At 62.3% G+C, this 19,069-nt stretch carries 17 protein-coding genes, 1 tRNA gene and 2 pseudogenes; 10 read left to right on the forward strand and 10 right to left on the reverse strand.

Going from position 1 to position 19,069, the window contains the following annotated elements; all coding sequences use genetic code 11:
* The 3 genes and pseudogenes from BN1121_RS04060 to BN1121_RS04070 all read left to right on the forward strand — a co-directional run.
* Positions 1-283: pseudogene (locus BN1121_RS04060) on the forward strand (hypothetical protein); the annotation flags it as partial.
* 29 nt (positions 284-312) lie between these two features.
* The gene (locus BN1121_RS04065) at positions 313-753 is read left to right on the forward strand and encodes a hotdog fold thioesterase (protein ID WP_005361569.1); all 441 of its coding nucleotides are present in this window, start codon (positions 313-315) and stop codon (positions 751-753) included.
* Positions 754-933: 180 nt separating this feature from the next.
* On the forward strand, positions 934-2,826 hold the full coding sequence (locus BN1121_RS04070) for a DEAD/DEAH box helicase (protein ID WP_005361570.1): 1,893 nt from the start codon (positions 934-936) through the stop codon (positions 2,824-2,826).
* A gap of 51 nt (positions 2,827-2,877) precedes the next feature.
* Here the strand turns inward: BN1121_RS04070 and BN1121_RS04075 are convergent, their stop codons facing one another.
* Positions 2,878-3,750: a sterol desaturase family protein gene (locus tag BN1121_RS04075; RefSeq protein ID WP_005361572.1), complete on the reverse strand. Its 873-nt coding sequence runs from the start codon at positions 3,748-3,750 to the stop codon at positions 2,878-2,880.
* A 216-nt stretch (positions 3,751-3,966) separates the two neighbouring features.
* Between BN1121_RS04075 and BN1121_RS04080 the strand changes: the two genes are divergently transcribed.
* Positions 3,967-5,112, forward strand: a complete 1,146-nt coding sequence (locus BN1121_RS04080) for a GGDEF domain-containing protein (protein WP_043597310.1) — start codon at positions 3,967-3,969, stop codon at positions 5,110-5,112.
* Positions 5,113-5,200: 88 nt separating this feature from the next.
* Here the strand turns inward: BN1121_RS04080 and rnk are convergent, their stop codons facing one another.
* From rnk to BN1121_RS04105, 5 genes are all read right to left on the reverse strand, one after another.
* A complete protein-coding gene (rnk, locus tag BN1121_RS04085; RefSeq protein ID WP_005363435.1) occupies positions 5,201-5,608 on the reverse strand; it encodes a nucleoside diphosphate kinase regulator in 408 nt (135 codons plus the stop codon).
* 205 nt (positions 5,609-5,813) lie between these two features.
* Positions 5,814-6,584, reverse strand: coding sequence for a substrate-binding periplasmic protein (locus tag BN1121_RS04090; RefSeq protein WP_043597313.1), 771 nt, complete (start codon positions 6,582-6,584; stop codon positions 5,814-5,816).
* Between the two features lie 19 nt (positions 6,585-6,603).
* Complete coding sequence (locus tag BN1121_RS04095; protein WP_005363437.1) at positions 6,604-7,281, reverse strand: hypothetical protein; 678 nt, start codon at positions 7,279-7,281, stop codon at positions 6,604-6,606.
* Between the two features lie 42 nt (positions 7,282-7,323).
* Positions 7,324-8,688 carry an alkaline phosphatase gene (locus BN1121_RS04100; RefSeq protein WP_005363438.1) on the reverse strand — a complete coding sequence of 455 codons (1,365 nt, stop codon included), beginning with the start codon at positions 8,686-8,688 and terminating at the stop codon, positions 7,324-7,326.
* 10 nt (positions 8,689-8,698) lie between these two features.
* Positions 8,699-10,075: an alkaline phosphatase gene (locus tag BN1121_RS04105; protein ID WP_005363439.1), complete on the reverse strand. Its 1,377-nt coding sequence runs from the start codon at positions 10,073-10,075 to the stop codon at positions 8,699-8,701.
* A gap of 202 nt (positions 10,076-10,277) precedes the next feature.
* Here BN1121_RS04105 and BN1121_RS04110 point away from each other — a divergent pair, with 202 nt between their 5' ends.
* Together BN1121_RS04110 and BN1121_RS04115 are read left to right on the forward strand one after the other, a co-directional pair.
* Positions 10,278-10,730, forward strand: a complete 453-nt coding sequence (locus BN1121_RS04110; RefSeq protein WP_051067547.1) for a type III secretion system chaperone family protein — start codon at positions 10,278-10,280, stop codon at positions 10,728-10,730.
* 197 nt (positions 10,731-10,927) lie between these two features.
* Positions 10,928-11,015 (forward strand) — tRNA-Ser (locus BN1121_RS04115).
* A 99-nt stretch (positions 11,016-11,114) separates the two neighbouring features.
* On the opposite strand, the gene BN1121_RS04120 is transcribed toward BN1121_RS04115, so the two are convergent.
* The 4 genes and pseudogenes from BN1121_RS04120 to BN1121_RS04135 form a co-directional block, all read right to left on the reverse strand.
* The gene (locus BN1121_RS04120; RefSeq protein ID WP_043158158.1) at positions 11,115-11,624 is read right to left on the reverse strand and encodes a cytochrome b; all 510 of its coding nucleotides are present in this window, start codon (positions 11,622-11,624) and stop codon (positions 11,115-11,117) included.
* Between the two features lie 126 nt (positions 11,625-11,750).
* Complete coding sequence (locus tag BN1121_RS04125; RefSeq protein ID WP_005360767.1) at positions 11,751-12,131, reverse strand: diacylglycerol kinase; 381 nt, start codon at positions 12,129-12,131, stop codon at positions 11,751-11,753.
* Between the two features lie 21 nt (positions 12,132-12,152).
* Positions 12,153-13,766 (reverse strand): annotated as a pseudogene (locus BN1121_RS04130) (phosphoethanolamine transferase).
* A gap of 768 nt (positions 13,767-14,534) precedes the next feature.
* Positions 14,535-15,290, reverse strand: a complete 756-nt coding sequence (locus BN1121_RS04135; protein ID WP_005360761.1) for a UTRA domain-containing protein — start codon at positions 15,288-15,290, stop codon at positions 14,535-14,537.
* 187 nt (positions 15,291-15,477) lie between these two features.
* Between BN1121_RS04135 and BN1121_RS04140 the strand changes: the two genes are divergently transcribed.
* Genes BN1121_RS04140 through BN1121_RS04155 form a run of 4 tightly spaced genes read left to right on the forward strand, consistent with a single transcriptional unit; the run spans position 15,478 to position 19,063 of the window.
* A complete protein-coding gene (locus BN1121_RS04140) occupies positions 15,478-16,524 on the forward strand; it encodes an ABC transporter substrate-binding protein (protein ID WP_005360759.1) in 1,047 nt (348 codons plus the stop codon).
* A 10-nt stretch (positions 16,525-16,534) separates the two neighbouring features.
* Positions 16,535-17,350 carry an alkaline phosphatase family protein gene (locus tag BN1121_RS04145; protein WP_005360756.1) on the forward strand — a complete coding sequence of 272 codons (816 nt, stop codon included), beginning with the start codon at positions 16,535-16,537 and terminating at the stop codon, positions 17,348-17,350.
* A complete protein-coding gene (locus tag BN1121_RS04150) occupies positions 17,347-18,261 on the forward strand; it encodes an ABC transporter permease (protein WP_005360753.1) in 915 nt (304 codons plus the stop codon). Before BN1121_RS04145 ends, BN1121_RS04150 begins: the two co-directional genes overlap by 4 nt.
* Entirely contained in the window at positions 18,254-19,063 is an 810-nt protein-coding gene (locus BN1121_RS04155) for an ABC transporter permease (protein WP_005360745.1), read from the forward strand. The genes BN1121_RS04150 and BN1121_RS04155 overlap by 8 nt, the downstream gene beginning before the upstream one ends.
* Positions 19,064-19,069 lie beyond the last annotated feature (6 nt).

Here is a 19,069-nt window from a genome sequence, read left to right on the forward strand (position 1 = left end):
GTGGCAGGTGGCGGAGTTTCGCGCCCGCCGCTCCTTTGCCTACACGGTGTGGGACGCACCACAGACGCAGCTGCTCGGGGGTGTCTACCTCTATCCCTCGCTGCTGCCGCGGGTGCAGGTGGAAGTCTTCTTCTGGCTCATCGAAGAGGCGCCCATCGATGAGGCGAGCTTCTATCAGGCACTGCGCCGCTGGCTGGTCAACCGCTGGCACTGGAAGCATCCTGTGTTTCCCGGCCGCGACACCCCCTGGGCAGACTGGCCCGGGGTCACCTATCCCTGGTAGCCCAGGCTACTTTGTTTGAGAAGAGAACCATGTCCATCTGGAAGAAACCCATGAGCCTGGAGGGGCTGGAGGCGAGCTCCCGCAATACCCTGATGGCCCACCTCGACATTCATTACAGCGGCTTTGGCGACGACTGGATTGCCGCCACCATGCCGGTCGACAGCCGTACCCACCAGCCGCTGGGCATGCTGCACGGGGGCGCCTCCGTGGTGCTGGCCGAGACACTTGGGTCGATTGCCGCCAACATGGCGGTGGATGCGGATCACTACTGCGTGGGGCTCGACATCAACGCCAACCATATCCGCGCCAAGCGCGAGGGCGTGGTGACCGGGGTGACCCGTCCGGTGCATCTGGGGGCCACCACTCAGGTGTGGCAGATAGAGATAAAGGACGAGCGCGATCGCCTCCTCTGTACCAGCCGGATCACCATGGCGGTGCTCAAGGCCAAGCGCCCGGACAACATCCTCTGAGCAAGGGTTGACAGGGTTGGTTGAAAATTCACCATGCCAATCGTGCCGCACAGGCATATACTTGCCATGTCTTTGAGATGCCAATCACATTTTTCAAGACAGCCGGAGAAAGTGGCGCTATAATCGCCGCCTTTTTGCTATTCCGCGGTGTGCACCGCCTGCCTTAACCTGGAAGAATCTATGTCTGATACCGAACAACTGCCCCTGTTTGACGAGCTGGGATTGGCCGCGCCCATTTTGAAGGCGCTGCATGACGTTGGCTACGAGCGCCCGTCACCGATCCAGGCCGCCTCCATTCCGCCGCTCCTGGCGGGTCATGATCTGCTGGGGCAGGCTCAAACCGGTACAGGGAAGACCGCTGCTTTCGCGCTTCCGCTTTTGTCTCGCCTGGAGGCGGGCAATCGCTCTACCCAGATTCTGGTCCTGGCTCCGACCCGTGAGCTGGCCATCCAGGTCTCCGAGGCGTGCCAGCGTTACGCCCACCACATGCCCGATTTCCACGTGCTGCCCATCTACGGCGGCTCCTCTTACGACACCCAGATCCGCGCCTTGCGTCGCGGTGCACAGGTAGTCGTTGGTACCCCGGGTCGCGTCATGGACCTGATCCGTCGCAAGAGCCTGGACCTGTCCGGCCTGAAGGCCCTGGTACTGGACGAAGCCGATGAGATGCTGCGCATGGGCTTCATCGACGACGTGGACTGGATCATGGACCAGTGCCCGGCCGGTCGTCAGGTGGCCCTCTTCTCCGCCACCATGCCGGAGCAGATCCGTCGCGTGGCCCAGAAGCACCTGAAGAACCCCAAAGAGATCAAGATCGCCTCCAAGACCGCGACCGCGACCACCATCCGTCAGCGTTACTGGCAGGTGACCGGCTCCCACAAGCTGGAAGCCATGACCCGTCTGCTGGAAGTCGAGCCCTACGAGGCCCTGCTGGTCTTCGTGCGTACCAAGAACGCCGCCGAAGAGCTGGCCGGCAAGCTGGCCGCTCGTGGCCACGCCTGTGAAGCCCTGCACGGCGACATTCCGCAAAAGCTGCGTGAGCGTACCGTCGAGAAGCTGCGTCAGGGTCAACTGGATATCCTGATCGCCACCGACGTGGTCGCCCGTGGCCTGGACGTCGAGCGCATCACCCACGTGGTAAACTACGACATTCCTTACGACACCGAGTCCTACGTGCACCGTATCGGTCGTACCGGTCGTGCCGGTCGTAAGGGTGAGGCCATCCTGTTTGTGGCTCCGCGCGAGCGTCGCATGCTGCGTTCTATCGAGCACGCGACCCGTCAGAGCATCGAGCCGATGAAGATGCCGACCACCGCCGACATCAACCAGCACCGCCTGACCAAGTTCAAGGAGCGCATTCGCGAGACCATGATGGGTGAGGAGCTCGAGACCTACTACGAACTGGTCAACGAGCTGGTGCAAGACGAGTCGGTCGACCCGATCGAGCTGGCCGCCGCCCTGGCCAAGCTGGTGCAAGGTGATCAGCCCCTGCTGCTGGACGAGTCCAAGCCGGATCCGCTGCTCTCCCAGCCGCCCCGCGAGTTCGACCGTCAGCGCGACTTCGGTGACCGTGACTTCAACAACCGCGGCGAGCGCGACTTCAACCGTGGCGATCGCCCGGCCCGTCGCATGCCGGGTCTGGAGCCGCGTCCGCTCAAAGACAATCCTGATGTGAAGATGGAGCGCTTCCGCGTTGACGTGGGTTCCCATCACGGCGTCAAGCCGGGTCAGATCGTCGGCGCCATCGCCAACGAGGCCAACCTCGAGAGCCGCTTCATCGGCAACATCGAGATCGCCGATGACTTCTCCACCGTCGATCTGCCCAAGGGCATGAGCGCCGAGGTGATGGAAGTGCTGCGCCGCGCCCGTGTTTGCCAGCGTCCGCTGATGATCACTCCCTACACCGAAGTACCGGAAGGGACCCGCAGCGCCGCCGCCCCGCGTCAGTTCCGCGACCGCCCCTTCAACAAGGAGCGCCGTCCGTTCAACAAGGAACGCCGCGAAGGTAACGGCAACCGCGAAGGCGGTTTCGACAAGCGCAAGTTCGGTAACAAGCGCCGCGAGCACAACTGATAGCGTCTGAACGCATGACAAGAAGGGCCGATCGCAAGATCGGCCCTTTTTTTATGCTTCGCGCTCGTCGTGCTCCGGCCACTGGCGTGCGGTTGCTGGGCCGCTCGGCGGGCCGAACAGGACGGCCAGTTTGCGCCGCCAGGGTAGGGGGCGCGCCTCGCTCAGCATGTCGCGCCACTCGTGGAAGGTGAGGGTGATGGGGTTGAAGCTGTGGATGGGCTTGGTGATGCCATAGCGGCACGGCTCGGCCGGGTCTTCCTCGACGAAGGTGCCAAACAACCTGTCCCAGATGATCAGTACGCCCGCGAAGTTGCGATCGATGTAGTGAGGGTTACTGGCGTGGTGCACCCTGTGGTGGGAGGGGGTATTGAGCACCCACTCGAGCCAGCCGAGGCGCCCCACCACCTGAGTGTGGACGAAGAATTGAAAGGCCAGGCTTAACAGCACGGTGGCCACGACGGCCTCGGGCGGGAAGCCCAGCAGGATCATCGGCAGCCAGAACAGCCACATGCCCGAAACCGGGTACATCAGGCTCTGGCGAAAGGCGGTAGAGAGGTTGAGTCGCTCCGAGCTGTGATGCACCACGTGGGAGGCCCACAGCCAGCGCACATGGTGGCTGGTGAAGTGGAACAGCCAGTAGCAGAGATCCTGGAGCAGGAAGAGCAGCAGTACGCTCCCTGGGGTGAGGGGAATCTCAAACAGACGCCATCCCCAGAGCGCATCGTACACTTGAGTGATGAGAAGGGCGGCGAGCAGATCGCCCCCCTGATGCATCAGGGCCAGCGCCGCATTGGCCAGCAGATCGCGCCACTGGTAGCGGGCGCTGGGAAAGTGCTCACCATGGCGATGCAGATACCACATCTCGGCCCCGATGAAGAGCAAGAAGAGGGGCGCCAAGTAGAGGAGGATCAGCTTCACATCCATATGAGTCGTCCTTGTCGGGATTTTGTTCAGCATACTGCGTTTTTGCATCTGATTAACAGAGTGAGCACCCCGTTGGGGGTGATCGACGCCTCTGGCGTGCCATGATGGGGAGATGTGATAGGTATGTCAAAAAACGTGTTGCCATCATGTTTCAATGGGGACTCGGCAAGCACTTTCTCATATACTCCCGTCACTGTTTCGTAAGGTCAGATAAGCATGGATGCTGCTCTCTCCCATACCGATACCCGCCTCTTGATGCTGATGGTCTTGCTTGGCTATGTGCTGGCCTTCCTCACTCTCACTCTGACCTGGCGGGCCTATCGTGTGATCCCCGGTATTCACCTCTGGTGGGCGGCCAGCCTGATGGCCTTGGTCGGGCTGGCCGGGTTGGTGGTCGGCCCCCCCTTCGCGCATTGGGCGGGGGTATGGGCTGGAAATCTCTTTCTCGTGCTCCACATGGCCTTGATGCTGGCCGGGGTCCGCGCCTTCTTGGGCCTATCCGGTGAAGGTGGGCTCTGGGGGCGCGGTGCCCTGTTGCTGCTTGGTCTCATGGGGGGCATTTGGCTGCTGGGGGCCCAACTGGTGTCACTGCTGATGCCTGGCGTGGCAATGGCCTTGCTCGGTACCCTGTTGACCTGGCAGCTGGCTCGTCATGGAGGGCACGAGTATCGCCTGGTGACGATGCTGCTCGGGTTGGTGACCCTGTCACTCACCCTCTTCGTGCTCATTAATACCTTGCTGAGCCGTGGTGTCGCACTGCCTCTGAGTCAGGATGCGGCGCTGATCCTCGCCTGCTCTGCCATGCTGGTGGCCGGTTATCTAACCCCGGTCGGGGTCTTGCTGCTGTGTATTCAGCACCACCTCATGGCCCTGCGTCAGCAGGCGAGCCGCGATCAACTCACCGGGCTCTACAATCGCCGTGGGTTGCACCAGCGCATGCGAACCCTGCTGGAGCGGGCGCCGCTCATGGTGGTTCTGCTGGATCTGGATGACTTCAAGTTGATCAACGATCGCTTCGGCCATGAGACGGGCGACAAGGTGTTGCAGGCGGTGGCAAACCAGCTGCAACGCCTGCCTGATACGGTGGCCGCCCGGATCGGCGGTGAGGAGTTTGTGTTGCTCACCCACCTCGACGAGGCCCATTGCTACCGGCTTTGCGAGCGCCTGTGTGACGAGATAGCCCAGATTGCATTGGGCGAGGCGAGAGTGACCGCCAGCCTGGGCATCGACAGGATCATGGCCAGCGAGCGGCTTGAAGATGCGCTAGAGCGCGCCGATCAGGCCCTCTACCGGGCCAAACGGCTCGGCAAGAATCGGGTCTGCGGCGCAGACAGGCTGGCCGGTGTGGTGTCTAGCCTCTAATCGGGGATGAATGGCAGTGATGGGTCTCAGTGGCTCACTACCCATCACGGCATTCCACACCTGACCATCCCTTTTCCCATTTCCGCTATTAACGATGCAGCTCGCCGGCGCGCTCCGGCTGATAGAGCACCTCGAGGATGGTCACCCGCAGGGGTTGGCCGGCGGGGCCGGGCCAATCGATCTGATCGCCTACCTTCAGGCCGAGCAAGGCCGATCCAACCGGCGCCAGCACCGAGATGCGATCCGGGTCCCCCTGCACGTCTTTCGGGTAGACCAGGGTCAGGCTGTGCTCCTCGCCACTGGCGGCCAGGCGAAAGCGTACCGTGGAGTTCATGGTCACCACGTCGGCCGGCATGTCACCCGGCTCGATCACCTCGGCGCGATCGAGCTCCCCTTGCAGGGGGTGATTCATGGCCTGCTGGGCCGGCAGTGTCTCGAGCAGGCGCTCGAGGCGGTCGAGATCGAGGGAGGAGATGATGAGGTTGGGTTGCTGCATAACAGGATTCCTTGCTGCTTGTCGTTATGGTTAAAGGCGCGCGCCACACCATGGTGGAGCGAGCTTGCAAAAACGGTACGAGTGAGCGGCCCCCGGACGAGGGCATGGGCCGGGGGCTTAGGAGGGCGTGGCCCTGTAGGGGAAGAGGGTGAACTGTTTCATGGGCATACCATAACCAGAATGGATGCGTTTGGCAATTTACCGCTCAGGGCGCCTGATAGTCATACTGGGCCAGGATGCGTCGCACCGTGCCGTCTCTGTGCATCGATTCGAGGGTGGCGCGCCAGCGATCCGCCTGCGCCGCGGGAAAGTCGGGATGAGCCGCCAGATAGAGGCTGGTGTGCTTGAGAGTCTCGCCGCGCAATAGCCGCGATTCAGGAAGCTTGGCACTGAGCTGGTTGTAGCGCGCCGTGTTCCAGGCCGCCGCCCAGACCGAGATGCGTCCCAACGCCAGCTTCTGCGCGTTGCGCTCCTCTTCGGAGGCCAGCTCCAGGGTCACGCCGTCGGTCTCGCTCAGCAGGGTGTGGGCGAGGGAGTTACGCAGCACGCCTATCTTGTCGCCACGCCGGCGGGCCTCGGCCAGGGTGATCCGCTCGGGGCGAAGGCCGCGATCGGTGAGCAGGACGAAGGACTCCTCCAGCAGGGGCGCAATCCAGAGGAAGTGGGGGGCGCGCTCTTCGCTCCAGGCGGGGGGAAGGAGCAGCACATCCTTGCGGTGTTGCGCCTGACTGAGGGCCCTGGCAAAGGGCAGGACCTCGATCTGCAGTGGTTCATCAAGACGCCGCGCCGCCTCTTCCAGTACTTCGACCGCCATGCCGGTCGGTGCCCCCTGGTGAGCTCTGATCACATAGGGCGGAACCTCGGCGGCCAATACCTCGATGGCATTCGCCGGGCCACACAGGAGCAAGGTGAGCAGGGCAGTAAGCAGCAGCGACATAGGGCAGCGGGGAGACATCGAAGAGAAGGGGTGGCTCATCCTCTCTCATGGGGGGCTCTCAGTCAAAGAAATCGCGCAGATCCAGGGTTGGATAAGTGTCGACAGCCAACCAGGGGAGTGTCTTGGGCAGCGGTTGGCGGGTCAGGGTCATGGTATATCTGCGCCACCCATCCAGACTTCCTGACTCCAGGGTCAGGGCCACCTGATCGCGTTCAGACCAAAGCACTCGGGTGCGCTCGCTCCCCTGACGCTGTTCGTACCAGCGGGCTCCTTCGGGGGCCGGCTCGTCCAGCGCAGTCATGCCCGCCAGGCTGGCCGGATCGACCAGGTGGCGCAGGCGTGCCCAGTCGGGTTTGAAGGCGACCTGGCCATACTCCTCGGGTGGCACCTCCACCACCTGACGATGCCAGGCGTCGGCATAGCGCAGCCGGGGGGCGCCCTGGTCGTCGGGGCTTACCCAGCGCGCCGCCATCTGATGAGCGAAGTGCTTGTGGCCGCTCTGGCCGTCGTGGCGCGCGTGGAAGGCGCGGGCAATGGGCAGCGGAATGAGGCGCTCGCTCCACAGGGTGTCGCCGACGCGCAACCAGCGCTCCTGCCATCTGCTCTCCTTGACGATACCGTCGGCGGTGGTAGTGCGTACCTCGTAGCTGATGCGGGCGGCCAGATCAGGGGCGCTCGCCGCCTGAGTGAAGGGGGTGGCCAGCAAGGCCAGGGCGAAGAGGGAAATGCGTTGCATGGGGTCTCCTGAAAAGGGGCGGCATGGCCGCCCCGCGGGGGATCACAGGCCGAGGGCGGCCTTGATCTTGCCAAACACCTGGGTGTTGTCGATGGTGCCCTTGAAGGCGGTGCTGCCTGCGCCACCCGAGAACAGCATGACGTCGCCACCACCGTGGGTCTCGGAGTCGAGTCTGACGCCGGTCTCCTGCAGGTAGTCATCGGCGGTGACCAGGTCACTGGTCAGTACCGGACGGGTGTCGGGGCGGTTCGGGCCGTTGCCGAACACCAGGGTGGTGTAGGGCCTGCCGTCGGCGTCCAGGGCCGGGGTACCGGCCTTGTCCTTGACCAGATCCAGTACAGGGTTGCCCTTGGCGGCGTAGCCGTTGATGGTCATGGTGTGGTCGTGGTCGGCGGTGACCACCACCAGGGTCTCCTTGAGATCCACCTTGGCCAGCGCCGTCTTGACCGCCTCGTCCAGCGCCACCGCATCGGTCAGCGCCCGCTTGGCGTTGGTGCCGTGCAGGGCGTGGTCGATACGCCCCCCTTCGACCATCAGGAAGAAGCCCTTGTCGTTGCCGGCCAGCAGATCGATCGCCTTGGCGGTCATCTCCGAGAGCGACGGCTGGGTCGAGGCCGCGCCCTTGTTCTGGCGATCGAGGTCGTAATCCAGGTGCGAGGTGGCGCTAAAGAGGCCAAGCACCTTGCCAGCATTCACGCCCGCCAGATCGCTCTTGGTGGTGACGTAGTGGTAACCCTGAGCGGTCAGCTCGGCGGTCAGATCGCGACCATCGGCGCGTCCCTTCTTGTTGCTGGGGCCGTAAGGGGTCCAGTGGTTGGCCCCGCCCCCCAGCAGCACGTCGACCCCGTCACCGAGCGCCTGGTTAAAGCCCGCGCCACCCGGTACTGCCTGGGCCGCGATGGCGTAAGCCGCGTCACGGTGGCAGATGTGGGCATAGGTGGCGGCCGGGGTCGCGTGGGTCAGCTCTGTGGTGGTGACGGCGCCGACCGACTTGCCGGCGGCCTTGGCCAGCTCGAGCAGGTTGGGTACCGCGCTACCGTTATCACTGGTGCAGTTGTTGATGCTCTTGTTGCCGTTGGCATCCTTGCCCGGCGCCACCGCCAGGGTGTCGCTGCTCATGCCGATCACCTCGTTGTTCATCTTGACGCCCGTGGTATAGGCGGCCATCGAGGGGGCTGAGTCGGTGGTCTGGGCATCGTGGGAGAAGGTCTTGACGCGCGCCGCGTAGGGCAGCTTCATCATCTCCAGATTGCCCTCTTCCCCCACCTTGTAGAGACGGGTGGCGGTGAGGACGGTGGGACCCATGCCATCGCCGATAAAGAGGATGACGTTCTTGGCCTCGGCGGCCTGGGTGGCGCCACTGGCGAGCGCCAGGCCGAGGGCGGCGGCGAGAGTATGCTTGTTCATGGTGTGCTCCTTACAGCTCGGCGGCGGCTTTGACGACGTTGAAGACGGCGGTGTTGTCCATGGAGCCGTGGAAGCCCTCGGCCCCGTGGCCCATGGCCCCGAGGAAGACGTCGGTGCCACCGTGGGTCTCTTCACCGGCCACGTCGCTGATGCGCACGACCGCCTCCTGGGCGTAGTCGTTGGCGCTGACGGTGGCCTCATCCAGGCTCTGGCGTGGCCCCTCGACCCGGTTGTGGCCGTTGCCAAACCCGATGATGGTGTAGGGGTTGCCTTCCTTGTCCAGGGTCGGGTTGCCGTCGCCGTAGTTCTTCACCAGGCCCAGCACGCCTGGGTTATCGGCTGTGGTCTTGCCGGTGCGCTTGGCGTAGCCGTTCAGCACCAGGGTGTGGTCATGGTCGGCGGTTACCACGATGAGGGTGTTCTTGAGCTCGGGATCGCTCTTTTTCACCTCGTCGATGGCCGCCTGGATGGCGCCGTTGAAGGCGACGGTGTCGACCAGGGCGCGCTTGGCGTTGGTGTCGTGCAGGGCGTGATCGATGCGCCCGCCCTCGACCATCAGGAAGTAGCCGCGGGTGTTTTTCTTGAGGTGTTTGAGGGCACTCACCGTCATCTCGGCCAGCGACGGCTCGCCGTTCTTGCGATCGAGCTCGTAGTTCATGTGGCTGCTGCCAAACAGTCCCAGCAGTTTCTTGTCGGTGGAGGCCGCGGCCAGTTCGCTTTCGCTGCTCACAAATTGATAGCCCTGAGCCTGCATCTCGCTGATGAGGTTGCGCCCGTCGCTGCGTTTACCCTTCGCGCTGGTGGGCAGGAAGTGGCGGCTGCCGCCCCCCAGTACCACGTCGACCCCGTCACCCAGTGTGCTATTGAAGCCGGCACCGCCGGGTACCAGCTGGGCGGCGATGTCGTTTTCCAGATCCCGGTTGCAGATGTGGGCATAGGTGGCGGCCGGGGTGGCGTGGGTGATGCGGGTGGTGGTGACCACGCCGGTGGCGCGCCCTGCCTGCTTGGCCAGCTCGAGCAAGGTCGTGGCCCGCTTGCCGGCGCTCTTGCTGCAATCCTCCTCATAGGTGGCGTCGCCATCCATGGAGATGACGCCGTTGTTGCTCTTGACCCCTGTCATGTAGGCAGACATGGACGGAGCCGAGTCGGTCACCTGAGAGTCATGGGAGAACGTCTTGATGAAGGCACTCTGGGGCAGCGTGTCGATGGCGAGGCTGCCCTCTTCACCGACGCTGTAGATGCGCGAGGCTGTCAGGGTGTTGATCCCCATGCCGTCACCGAGGAAGAAGATCACGTTTTTGGCGCTGGCCTCGGAATCGTTTGTGGAGTTGCACCCGGCTGCCAGGGCGGCGCCGATCAGCAGTGCAAGTCCTGCCACTTTTTTCATTGCAGTCACTCCTTGTTAAGACTGCCGGCAGGGTAGAGGTGGTCTGTGTCGGTTCTGTGTCAGGCATGTGACGAAATAATGAAAAGGCTTATCGGGCAGAGAGTTAGTAAAAGGGAGGCCCGATGGGGAGCACGGCGCTTTTGGTCGCTGACGATTTGGTTTAGACTGCGCGCTTCCATCTTGAAGAGTTCTCTTGTACAGCATGAATACGCCCAGTTACGAAATGGTGATGCGCTGGCTGCAGGCCGCCCGCATCGAGCACTACATCTGCGATCAGTGCCACGGCATTCATATCGTCTCCCTCCAGTCGGTGGACGGGGTGCAGGAGAGCCGTATCTTCGTCGAGGAGGAGGGGCTGCTCTTTTCTACCGAGCTGGAGCTGCGCCCATCAGCCCTGCTGGCGGTGGTCTCGGATCTGGGCCGCCTCAACATGCAGTACCCCTCCCTGAAGGTCTTCGTCGATGTGACCGACGACAGTCTGCCTCGTCTGGTGGTGGGCCACACCGTCTTCACCAAGGCGGGTCTCTCGGTCGAGCAGTTCCTGCTGTATGTCAACAGCACCGTCTCGGCCACCCACGAGGTGATCGCCGAGTGCGAGCGCGAGGCTTACCTCAATTTGCCCGAGATCCAGGTTGGCAGCTCGCCGGTACACTAATTGTGCAAACAGACCGATTCGTCCAGAAATCGGTTGACGGTCAGGGGCGATGACTCTAAAGTACGCCCCGTTCCGACGCACAGCGCGGCGCAAGAAATTTGGTGAGGTGTCCGAGTGGCTGCCCGTCGACAAAGTCGACATGAAAAGCACGCAGAGCGTGCTCCGCACAGCCAGCAAACATTAAGCTGACAAAATTTGGTGAGGTGTCCGAGTGGCTGAAGGAGCACGCCTGGAAAGTGTGTATACGGCAACGTATCGAGGGTTCGAATCCCTCCCTCACCGCCAAATAAAACAAAAGGGCCTGTCGAAAGACAGGCCCTTTTGTTTTTTTCGGTAACGAGCCGCCCAAGGCTGTTCGTCGTGGCTGACTCATGCTCTGAGTGTTCAGTGGGGCAGCATCTTCTTCAATGTCTCGTCTTTGAAGTAGTAGTGATGCACCAGCGCAGCCACGGCATGCAGGCCAACCAGGGTGATAAAGAGATTGCCAATGGTCTCATGTGCATTGCCCAACTGATGCAGCCAGGGGCTCGGCTGCGCCAGCAAGGGTGGGGAGAACAGGATGGCATCGAAGTCGCTCACCTTGCTCGAGAGCTTGCACCACCCCGCAAGTGGGGTCAGCAGCATGAATAAATAGAGCAAACCATGGCCCGCCTTGGCCGCCGCCAGCACGGGGGCCGTGTTGGTTACCGGGGGAAGGGGGGATATGAAGCGCACCACGAGGCGAGCCAGGACAAGGATAAACAGCAGACAGCCCGTCAACACATGGATCTGACCCAACAGGAAGTCCAACGGGTTGTGTCCCCGGGTCGGATCTCCGCTGGTGGCATAGGCCGCCACGACCAGCAGCAGGGTTAGCCAGTGGATCAGCATCATAGCAACAGGATATTTTTTCATGGTAGCGCCTCGCCACAAGATGGGTTCATAAGAGGAAATGCCACGGTGAATGTAATCGCCATTGATTAAGAGACTCTTAAGCACAAAAAAGGGAGCCATTGGCTCCCTTTACGGCGTCAGCGGCGATCACCACAAGTGCAACAGGTTGCGGCCGGCCAGGGCTCCCCATCCAAACAGGTTCATCATCAGGGTGATAAACACGGCGGCGGAGCCCAGATCCTTGGCCCGGCCAGAGAGTTCGTGATGTTCCGAGCCGATGCGATCGACCACGGCCTCAACGGCCGAATTCAGGATCTCCACCACGACCACCAGCCAGGCCAGGCACAGTAGCAGCAGGGTCTGCATCAGGTCGGCGCCGACCACAAAGGCAAGCGGGGTCAACAAAACGATGAGCAGGAGCTTTTGGCGAAAGGCCGCCTCATGTCGCCAGGCCGAGCCTAGCCCCTTCATGCTGTAGCCAGTGGCGTGAATGACCCGGGTCAGGCCGGTGGCACCTGGTTTGGCCATAGTGTGAACCTCCTTGATAGGTTATTGGGTGGCGCGGCAGGCCGAGAAGAGATCGAGCTCGGGTTGATAGACATGTGTCTTGACGTCCCACAGTCCCAATACCGACGAGAAGAGGTTGTCGTGGGAGTAACGATGGGCCTTGGCCTTGCTCTGCACACAGGCGAAATCGACCCCCTTCTCCTTGAGGTAGCCAGGGGACATCCAGACCTGCATCGGTACCCGGGTCTGATCGTCGGGCGCAAACTTGTAGGGGGTGCCGTGCAGATAGAGTCCCATGGCCCCGAGGGATTCCCCATGATCTGAGAGGTAGATAAGCGCCGTGTTGTAACTCGGCTCGTACTCTTTGAGTCGTTCTATCATCTTGGCGATCACATGATCGGTATAGCGGATGGTGTTGTCGTAGGTATTCTCGAGCTCTTCGCTGGTGCAGTTTTCGATGTCGCTGCGGGGGCAGTCCGGGGTGAAGTGACGAAACGCCTCCGGGTAGCGCTTGTAATAGGTCGGGCCGTGGCTGCCGATGAGGTGGAAGCCAACCAGCTTATCTCCCTTCATGCCAGCGATCTCCGGTTTCAGGTTCTCAAGCAACACCTCGTCAAAACAGGTGTCTTTGTCGCACAGATGTTGAAAATCACGGGGCTTGATCTCGATGGTGGGCACTCTGTCGCACACCCCCTTGCAGCCCCCATCGTTCTCTTTCCATAGCACGCTCACCTGGGTGCGCTGCAGCACATCGAGCAGCCCCTAGCTGTTACGGGCCTTGTTGCCATCGAACTCCTTGCGAACCATGTGAGAGAACATGCAGGGCACGGAGACGGCCGTGGCGGTGCCACAGGTGCGCACGTCGTTAAACGAGATGATGCCTTCGTGCCGGGAGGTGAAGGGATTGGTCTCCTTGTGATAGCCGTTCATGGAGAAGTTCTGGCCGCGGGCTGTCTCGCCGACCACCAGAAACATGAGCGTCGGCTTCTCTGCGTCCGTGTTGCGCACCGCATCTGTGCCTACTTGTTCAAACGGTAGCGGGGCTTGCAGATAGCGCTTGTAGACGTAGCGAGCGGTCGCGTAGACGTAGTTGGCGGGCACGACCTCCTTGTTGAGGGTCATGTTGTTGCGGCCCACGGAGGCGTAGTCCAGATAATAGAGCGCCAGCACGCCACCGACGACGGCCAGCGAAGCCAGCATAGAGGCAGCGCGGGCCAGCAGCCCCTTGTACCAGCGGCTTGGGTATTCAATCTTGATGAAGAAGATGAGTACGGCGGGCAGCACACCGATCATCAGTACCCACAGTAGCGACGAGACGTTGAGGTAGGACCCTGCCTCACCGCTGTTGGTCTCCAACACATTTTGCACCATGTCCCGGTCAAAGATGACGCGGTATTTCAGCATGGCATAACTGGCCATGGCGCCTGTAATAAACAGAAAGGCAAAAAACGGTTTGACGAAATAGCGTATCGAAAACGGCATCAACACGAAGTTGAGGGCCGCCACTAACACGATGGGAATAGAGAGCGCGAAACCGAGCTTAACATGCTCGAGTGAGGTCAGAATATTGTAAAAATGAACAATAATTGGCCAGTTCTGCAATGCTGTGAACAGAAATGCCATCAGAAAAATAAAGGGAACTATTCTTATTTTCATGGGGCGTCCATTTTCCAAAAAAAACAATGCCTTATGGCTTTGCTGATAAGGCGTTAGACTGCCATGTCCGCCACATTGACACAATCATCAGCGTTGATGTTTGTGACTAGAAGAGGGAGTTTTGAACAACATCAATACCTCAATACGAAAAATGAACTCACTAAGACTCCGCCTCGCTCATAAATTAGAGTATTAACTCAGATTTGGTGTTTTGAAGTGGGCCGTTGACTACTATGCGGCCTATATTGGGTGAGGTGGCCAATAAGAAATGATGGGGGACTGTATTTTACTCTGCCTTAGGGGGCTGCGGTTTAAATGTTTCTCACGTTGGAAGTGAATATTTATATTTGAGAGGGTATGTACGGGCGCACCATTCTTGGCGTCGTTTATGGCATCTCATGTTATCAGGATGATGCCGGTACTATTGAAGAATATGGTTGTTTCATTGTTATCCATCGTTATCTCATGGCCATGACGCCCCCCCATGGCGTAGTTAGGACGAGCAGATCCGCACTCGCCCTCATCGGGCAAGAGCCGAGTCGGCGGTCGCATGCCACCGTTCGTCCTGCCGGGCCGGCATCGACGTGGGCGGCGTGTTCTGTCACTCTTTAACCATTTCGATCTGGTGAGCGTTGACGAGCGCGGCGAGGAAGGGGGCGGCACGTCCCAGCGTTGGCATATCGGTGTTGTGTTGGCGAGCAAACCCCCGCGAGTGGGCGCATGGTGGACCGGGTCTTATCCCGGAGCATGACGGTCAACCCCGAGCTCTCAGGGGGCCTCTGTCGCTAACATCCCCGTCTCGAGACAGATCCGGATCGCATCCGGGCGCCAGTGCTCTATGTCACCGTCGACCAGCTGGCCGGCCGGGTCCAGATTGCGGCGCCGAATGCGCAGCACCTGGCTCCCTTCGGCGAGGTTCAGGCTGCGGGCCACCTCGCCCCGGGCGGCGGTGGCCTCAATCTCGAGGGCCGCACTGCCCTGGGTGATGCCAAAGTGCCGGGCGTAGAGCTCGGTGAGCGACCCTTCCAGATCTTCGTGCTCTATCCCCACAAAGCGCGCCGCCACCAGCTGGTGGGTCACGTGCAGCACCGGCCGCCCGTCGATGGCGCGCAGGCGCCGGATCTCGACAAGTGGTGTGAGCGGCGCGACGCCCAGCCACTGGCACTCACCGGCGCCGGCAAGCCGCGGCCCCACCGCCAGCAGCCGGGTGTGGGCGCGCCGCGCCGTGCTGTCAATCCAGTGGTGAAAGTGCAGGTGGCGGGCGGGATCGTAGGTGAGGCGCTCCGGGGAGACAAACCAGCCGCGCCGCTCGGCCCGGTAGATGAGTCCCTCGGCCTCCAGGCGCTGCAGCGCCTCCTTGACCGTGATGCGGGTGGTGGCAAATCGCTCGCCCAGTATCCGCTCCGCCGGCAGCTGCTCGCCGGGGGGCAGGGTGCCCCCCTGGATCAGGGTGCGCAGGGTATGGGCTATCTGCTCGCTCTTGCGTGCATAGTGGCGGGCAGGGTTCTCGATCGCGGCGGACATAGGCTCTCCTTGGACTAGGCCAGAGCAGTGATAGCGCGACCCTGTGACAGCCCGGTGACACGGGGATAGATCGTGCAAACCAGCGCCGATTGTCACCAAAGTGACATCAAACTGCCCCGCCGCTGTCATTTTTGGCCTCTAGCATCCCTCTCGAACCTTAACTGACCTAGTCCAGAAGGATGGGATGATGAACAAACCGCTCGTGACCGCCCTGGCCGTGATGGCCAGCCTGCAACCGGCCCTGGCTGCCGACCCCCTCGCAAAGATTGAACAGGCCGCTCGTCAGGAAGGCCAGCTCTACAGCATCGGCATGCCCGACAGCTGGGCCAACTGGAAGGATACCTGGCAGCAGATCGGCAGCACCTATGGCATCAAGCACCAGGACACCGACATGAGCTCGGCCCAGGAGATCGCCAAGTTTGCCGCCGAGAAAGAGAACGCCACTGCCGACATCGGCGACGTGGGCGGTGCCTTCGGACCGGTCGCGGTGCAGCAGGGGGTCACTCAGCCCTACAAGCCCTCCACCTGGTCCGACATTCCGAACTGGGCCAAGGACGCCGACGGCCATTGGATGCTGGCCTACACCGGTACCATCGCCTTCCTCATCAACAAGGATCTGGTCAAGAAGAACCCCACCTCCTGGTCTTCCCTGCTCGATGGCAGCTACAAGGTGACACTGGGGGATGTGGGCGTCGCCTCCCAGGCCAACAACGGCGTGCTGGCGGCGGCCTTTGCCACCGGTGGCAGCGAGAAGGATCTGAAGCCGGCGCTGGACTTGTTCGGCAAGCTGGCCCAGCAGGGCAGGCTGTCGCTCAACGACCCTTCCATCGCCAACATCGAGAAGGGTGAGGTGGAAGTGGGGGTGCTGTGGGACTTCAACGCGCTCAACTACCGCGACCAGATCGATCCCAAGAAGTTTGATGTGGTGATCCCGAGCGACGGCTCTGTGATGGCGGGTTACACCACCATCATCAACAAGTGGGCCAAGAACCCCAACGCCGCCAAGCTGGCCCGTGAATACATCCTCTCGGATGCCGGCCAGATCAACCTGGCCCGTGGCTACGCCCGCCCCATCCGCAGCAACGTGGTGCTGCCGGAGGACGTCAAGGCCAAGCTGCTGCCGGCCGAGCAGTACGCCAGCGCCAAGCCGGTGACCGATCAGGCCGCCTGGGAGCAGAGCTCCAAGGCCCTGCCGCGTCAGTGGCAGGAAAGCGTCATGATCCACATGCAGTAAGGAGCCCATGATGCGACACAAGGTCATCCTGGTGTTGGTGGACGGCCTGTCGGCCAAGGTAGCCCATGGCATGGGCTACCTTGCCGCCCTGGTGGCGGCGGGGCAGGGGAGTCATCATCGCCTCGCGTGCGAGCTGCCCTCCCTCTCGCGCCCCCTCTACGAATGTCTGCTGACCGGGGACAATCCGGTACAAAGTGGCATCACCCATAACGGGGTGAGCCGCCTCTCGACCCAGACCTCCCTCTTTCATCTGGCCATCCGCCAGGGGCGCCGCACCGCGGCCGCGGCCTACCACTGGGTGAGCGAGCTCTACAATGTGAGTCCCTGGCAGGTGCATCATCGCATCACCGACGACGAGGGCCTGCCCATTCAACACGGCCTGTTTTACTGGGACGACGGTTACCCCGACAGCCACCTGCTGGCGGATGCCGAGGCCCTGCGCGCACGCCACGATCCTGACTTCCTGCTGGTGCACCCCATGGGGGTGGACGACGCAGGCCACCGCTTCGGGCTGGGGAGCCCCGAGTATCGCAACAGTGCCCGGCGCATGGATGTGCTGCTGGCGGCCGTGTTGCCCCACTGGCTGGCCGCCGGCTATCAGGTGGTGGTCACCGCCGATCACGGCATGAACGAGGATGGCAGCCACGGCGGCACCCTGGACGACGAGCGGCAGGTGCCCCTCTGGCTGCTGGGTGAGGCGTTCGATCACGGCGCCACGGCGCAGGCCATCCCCCAGACCGCCCTGTGCGGGCTGCTGGCCGATCTCATGGGGCTTGAGCACGATAAAGCGTCGCTCCCCTGGCTGCTGGCACGGGAGGGAGTATGACCTCACATCACGATATCGCGGTGGACGCGGCGCCGATCGCGCCGCCCGTCACGGTACAGGTGGTGCGCCCGGCGCGCCGCTGGCTCCCGTATATCTGGCTGCTGCCCTTTGCCGCGCTGTTCTTGCTGTTTCAGGTGGCGCCGCTAGTCTGGGTGCTGGTGGGTAGCCTGCAGACCCCGGACGGGGTGGGGTTCGCTCACTATCGCGCCATCTGGGATTCCCCCTTCTATCGCCAGTCGTTTGGCAACTCGCTCAAGATTGGCCTCTGGTCGAGCCTGCTCGGGCTTGCCATCGCCACCCTGGGGGCGGCGGCCCTGCGCCACAGCAGCGAGCGGGTGCGCCGGGTGATGCTCGCCTTTGTCACCATGACCGGCAACTTCAGCGGCGTGCCCCTGGCGTTTGCCTTCATCATAGTGCTCGGGGTCAACGGCGCCCTGACCCTGCTGCTGCGCCAGTGGGGAGTGATCGAGGGGTTTAACCTCTACTCGGGGAGCGGCCTCATCCTCATCTACACCTATTTTCAGATACCCCTGGCGCTGCTGCTGCTCTATCCGGCGTTCGACGCCCTGCAAGACGACTGGCGCGATGCGGCGGCCCTGCTCGGGGCATCCCGCGCCCGCTATGTGTGGCACGTGGCCCTGCCGGTGCTGACCCCGGCGCTGCTGGCCACCTTTATCATCCTGCTCGCCAACGCGGTGGGGGCCTATGCCTCGGCCTATGCGCTCACCACGGGTAACTTCAACCTGGTGACCATCCGCATTGCGAGCCTGGTGTCGGGGGATATTTTCCTCGAGCCCAACCTCGCCGCGGCGCTGGCGGTGTGGCTGATGGCCGCGCTGACCCTGGTCACGGCGCTCAACCAGTGGCTCATTCGCCGTGCCCAACGCTTCAAGGAGGCCGCCCATGGCTAATGCGCCCCTCTCTCATGGCGCGCGTCCCCACGCGCTGACTACTCCGGCACCGCGCTGGGCCCGCACCAGCCTGTGGGCCTTGACCGCCGTGCTGGTGTTGCCCCTGCTCGCCACCCTGGTCTACTCCCTGTCGACCCGCTGGGGGGCGACCCTGCTGCCGGATGATCTGACCCTGGCCTGGTATGGCAAACTGTGGAGCGATCCGCGCTTTCTCGCCGCCTTTGGGCGCAGCCTGCTGGTCTGCTTCGGGACCCTGGCGCTCGGTACCCTGGTGCTGGTGCCCCTGGTGCTGGTCATCTTCTACCATGCGCCGCGCCTCGACCCCTGGATGAACCTGCTGATCCTGGTTCCCTTCGCCGTGCCTCCCGTGGTCTCGTCGGTGGGGCTCTTGCAGATCTATGCCGACACCCTGGTCGGTACCCCCTGGATCCTCATCGGTACCTGGTTCACCATCATGCTCCCCTTCATGTACCGGGCGCTGGCCAACAACCTGCAGGCTATTCCGCTCAAAGACCTGATGGACGCGGCGCACCTGCTTGGCGCCTCTACTCCGGTTGCCTTCGTGCAAGTGGTGCTGCCGTGTCTTCGCAAGGGGTTGCTCTCGGCCCTGTTCCTGTCACTCTCGTTTCTGCTCGGGGAGTTTGTGTTCGCCAACATGCTGGTGGGCACCCGCTACGAGACGCTGCAGGTCTACCTCTACAACATGCGCTCCACCTCGGGTCACTTCACCAGTGCCCTGGTGATGAGCTACTTCCTGCTGACCCTGGTGCTGACCTGGGCGGCCAACCGTTTCAGTCGGTGACATCCC

This window comes from Aeromonas diversa CDC 2478-85, assembly GCF_000819805.1.
In the GTDB taxonomy this organism is placed as follows: Bacteria; Pseudomonadota; Gammaproteobacteria; order Enterobacterales; family Aeromonadaceae; genus Aeromonas; species Aeromonas diversa.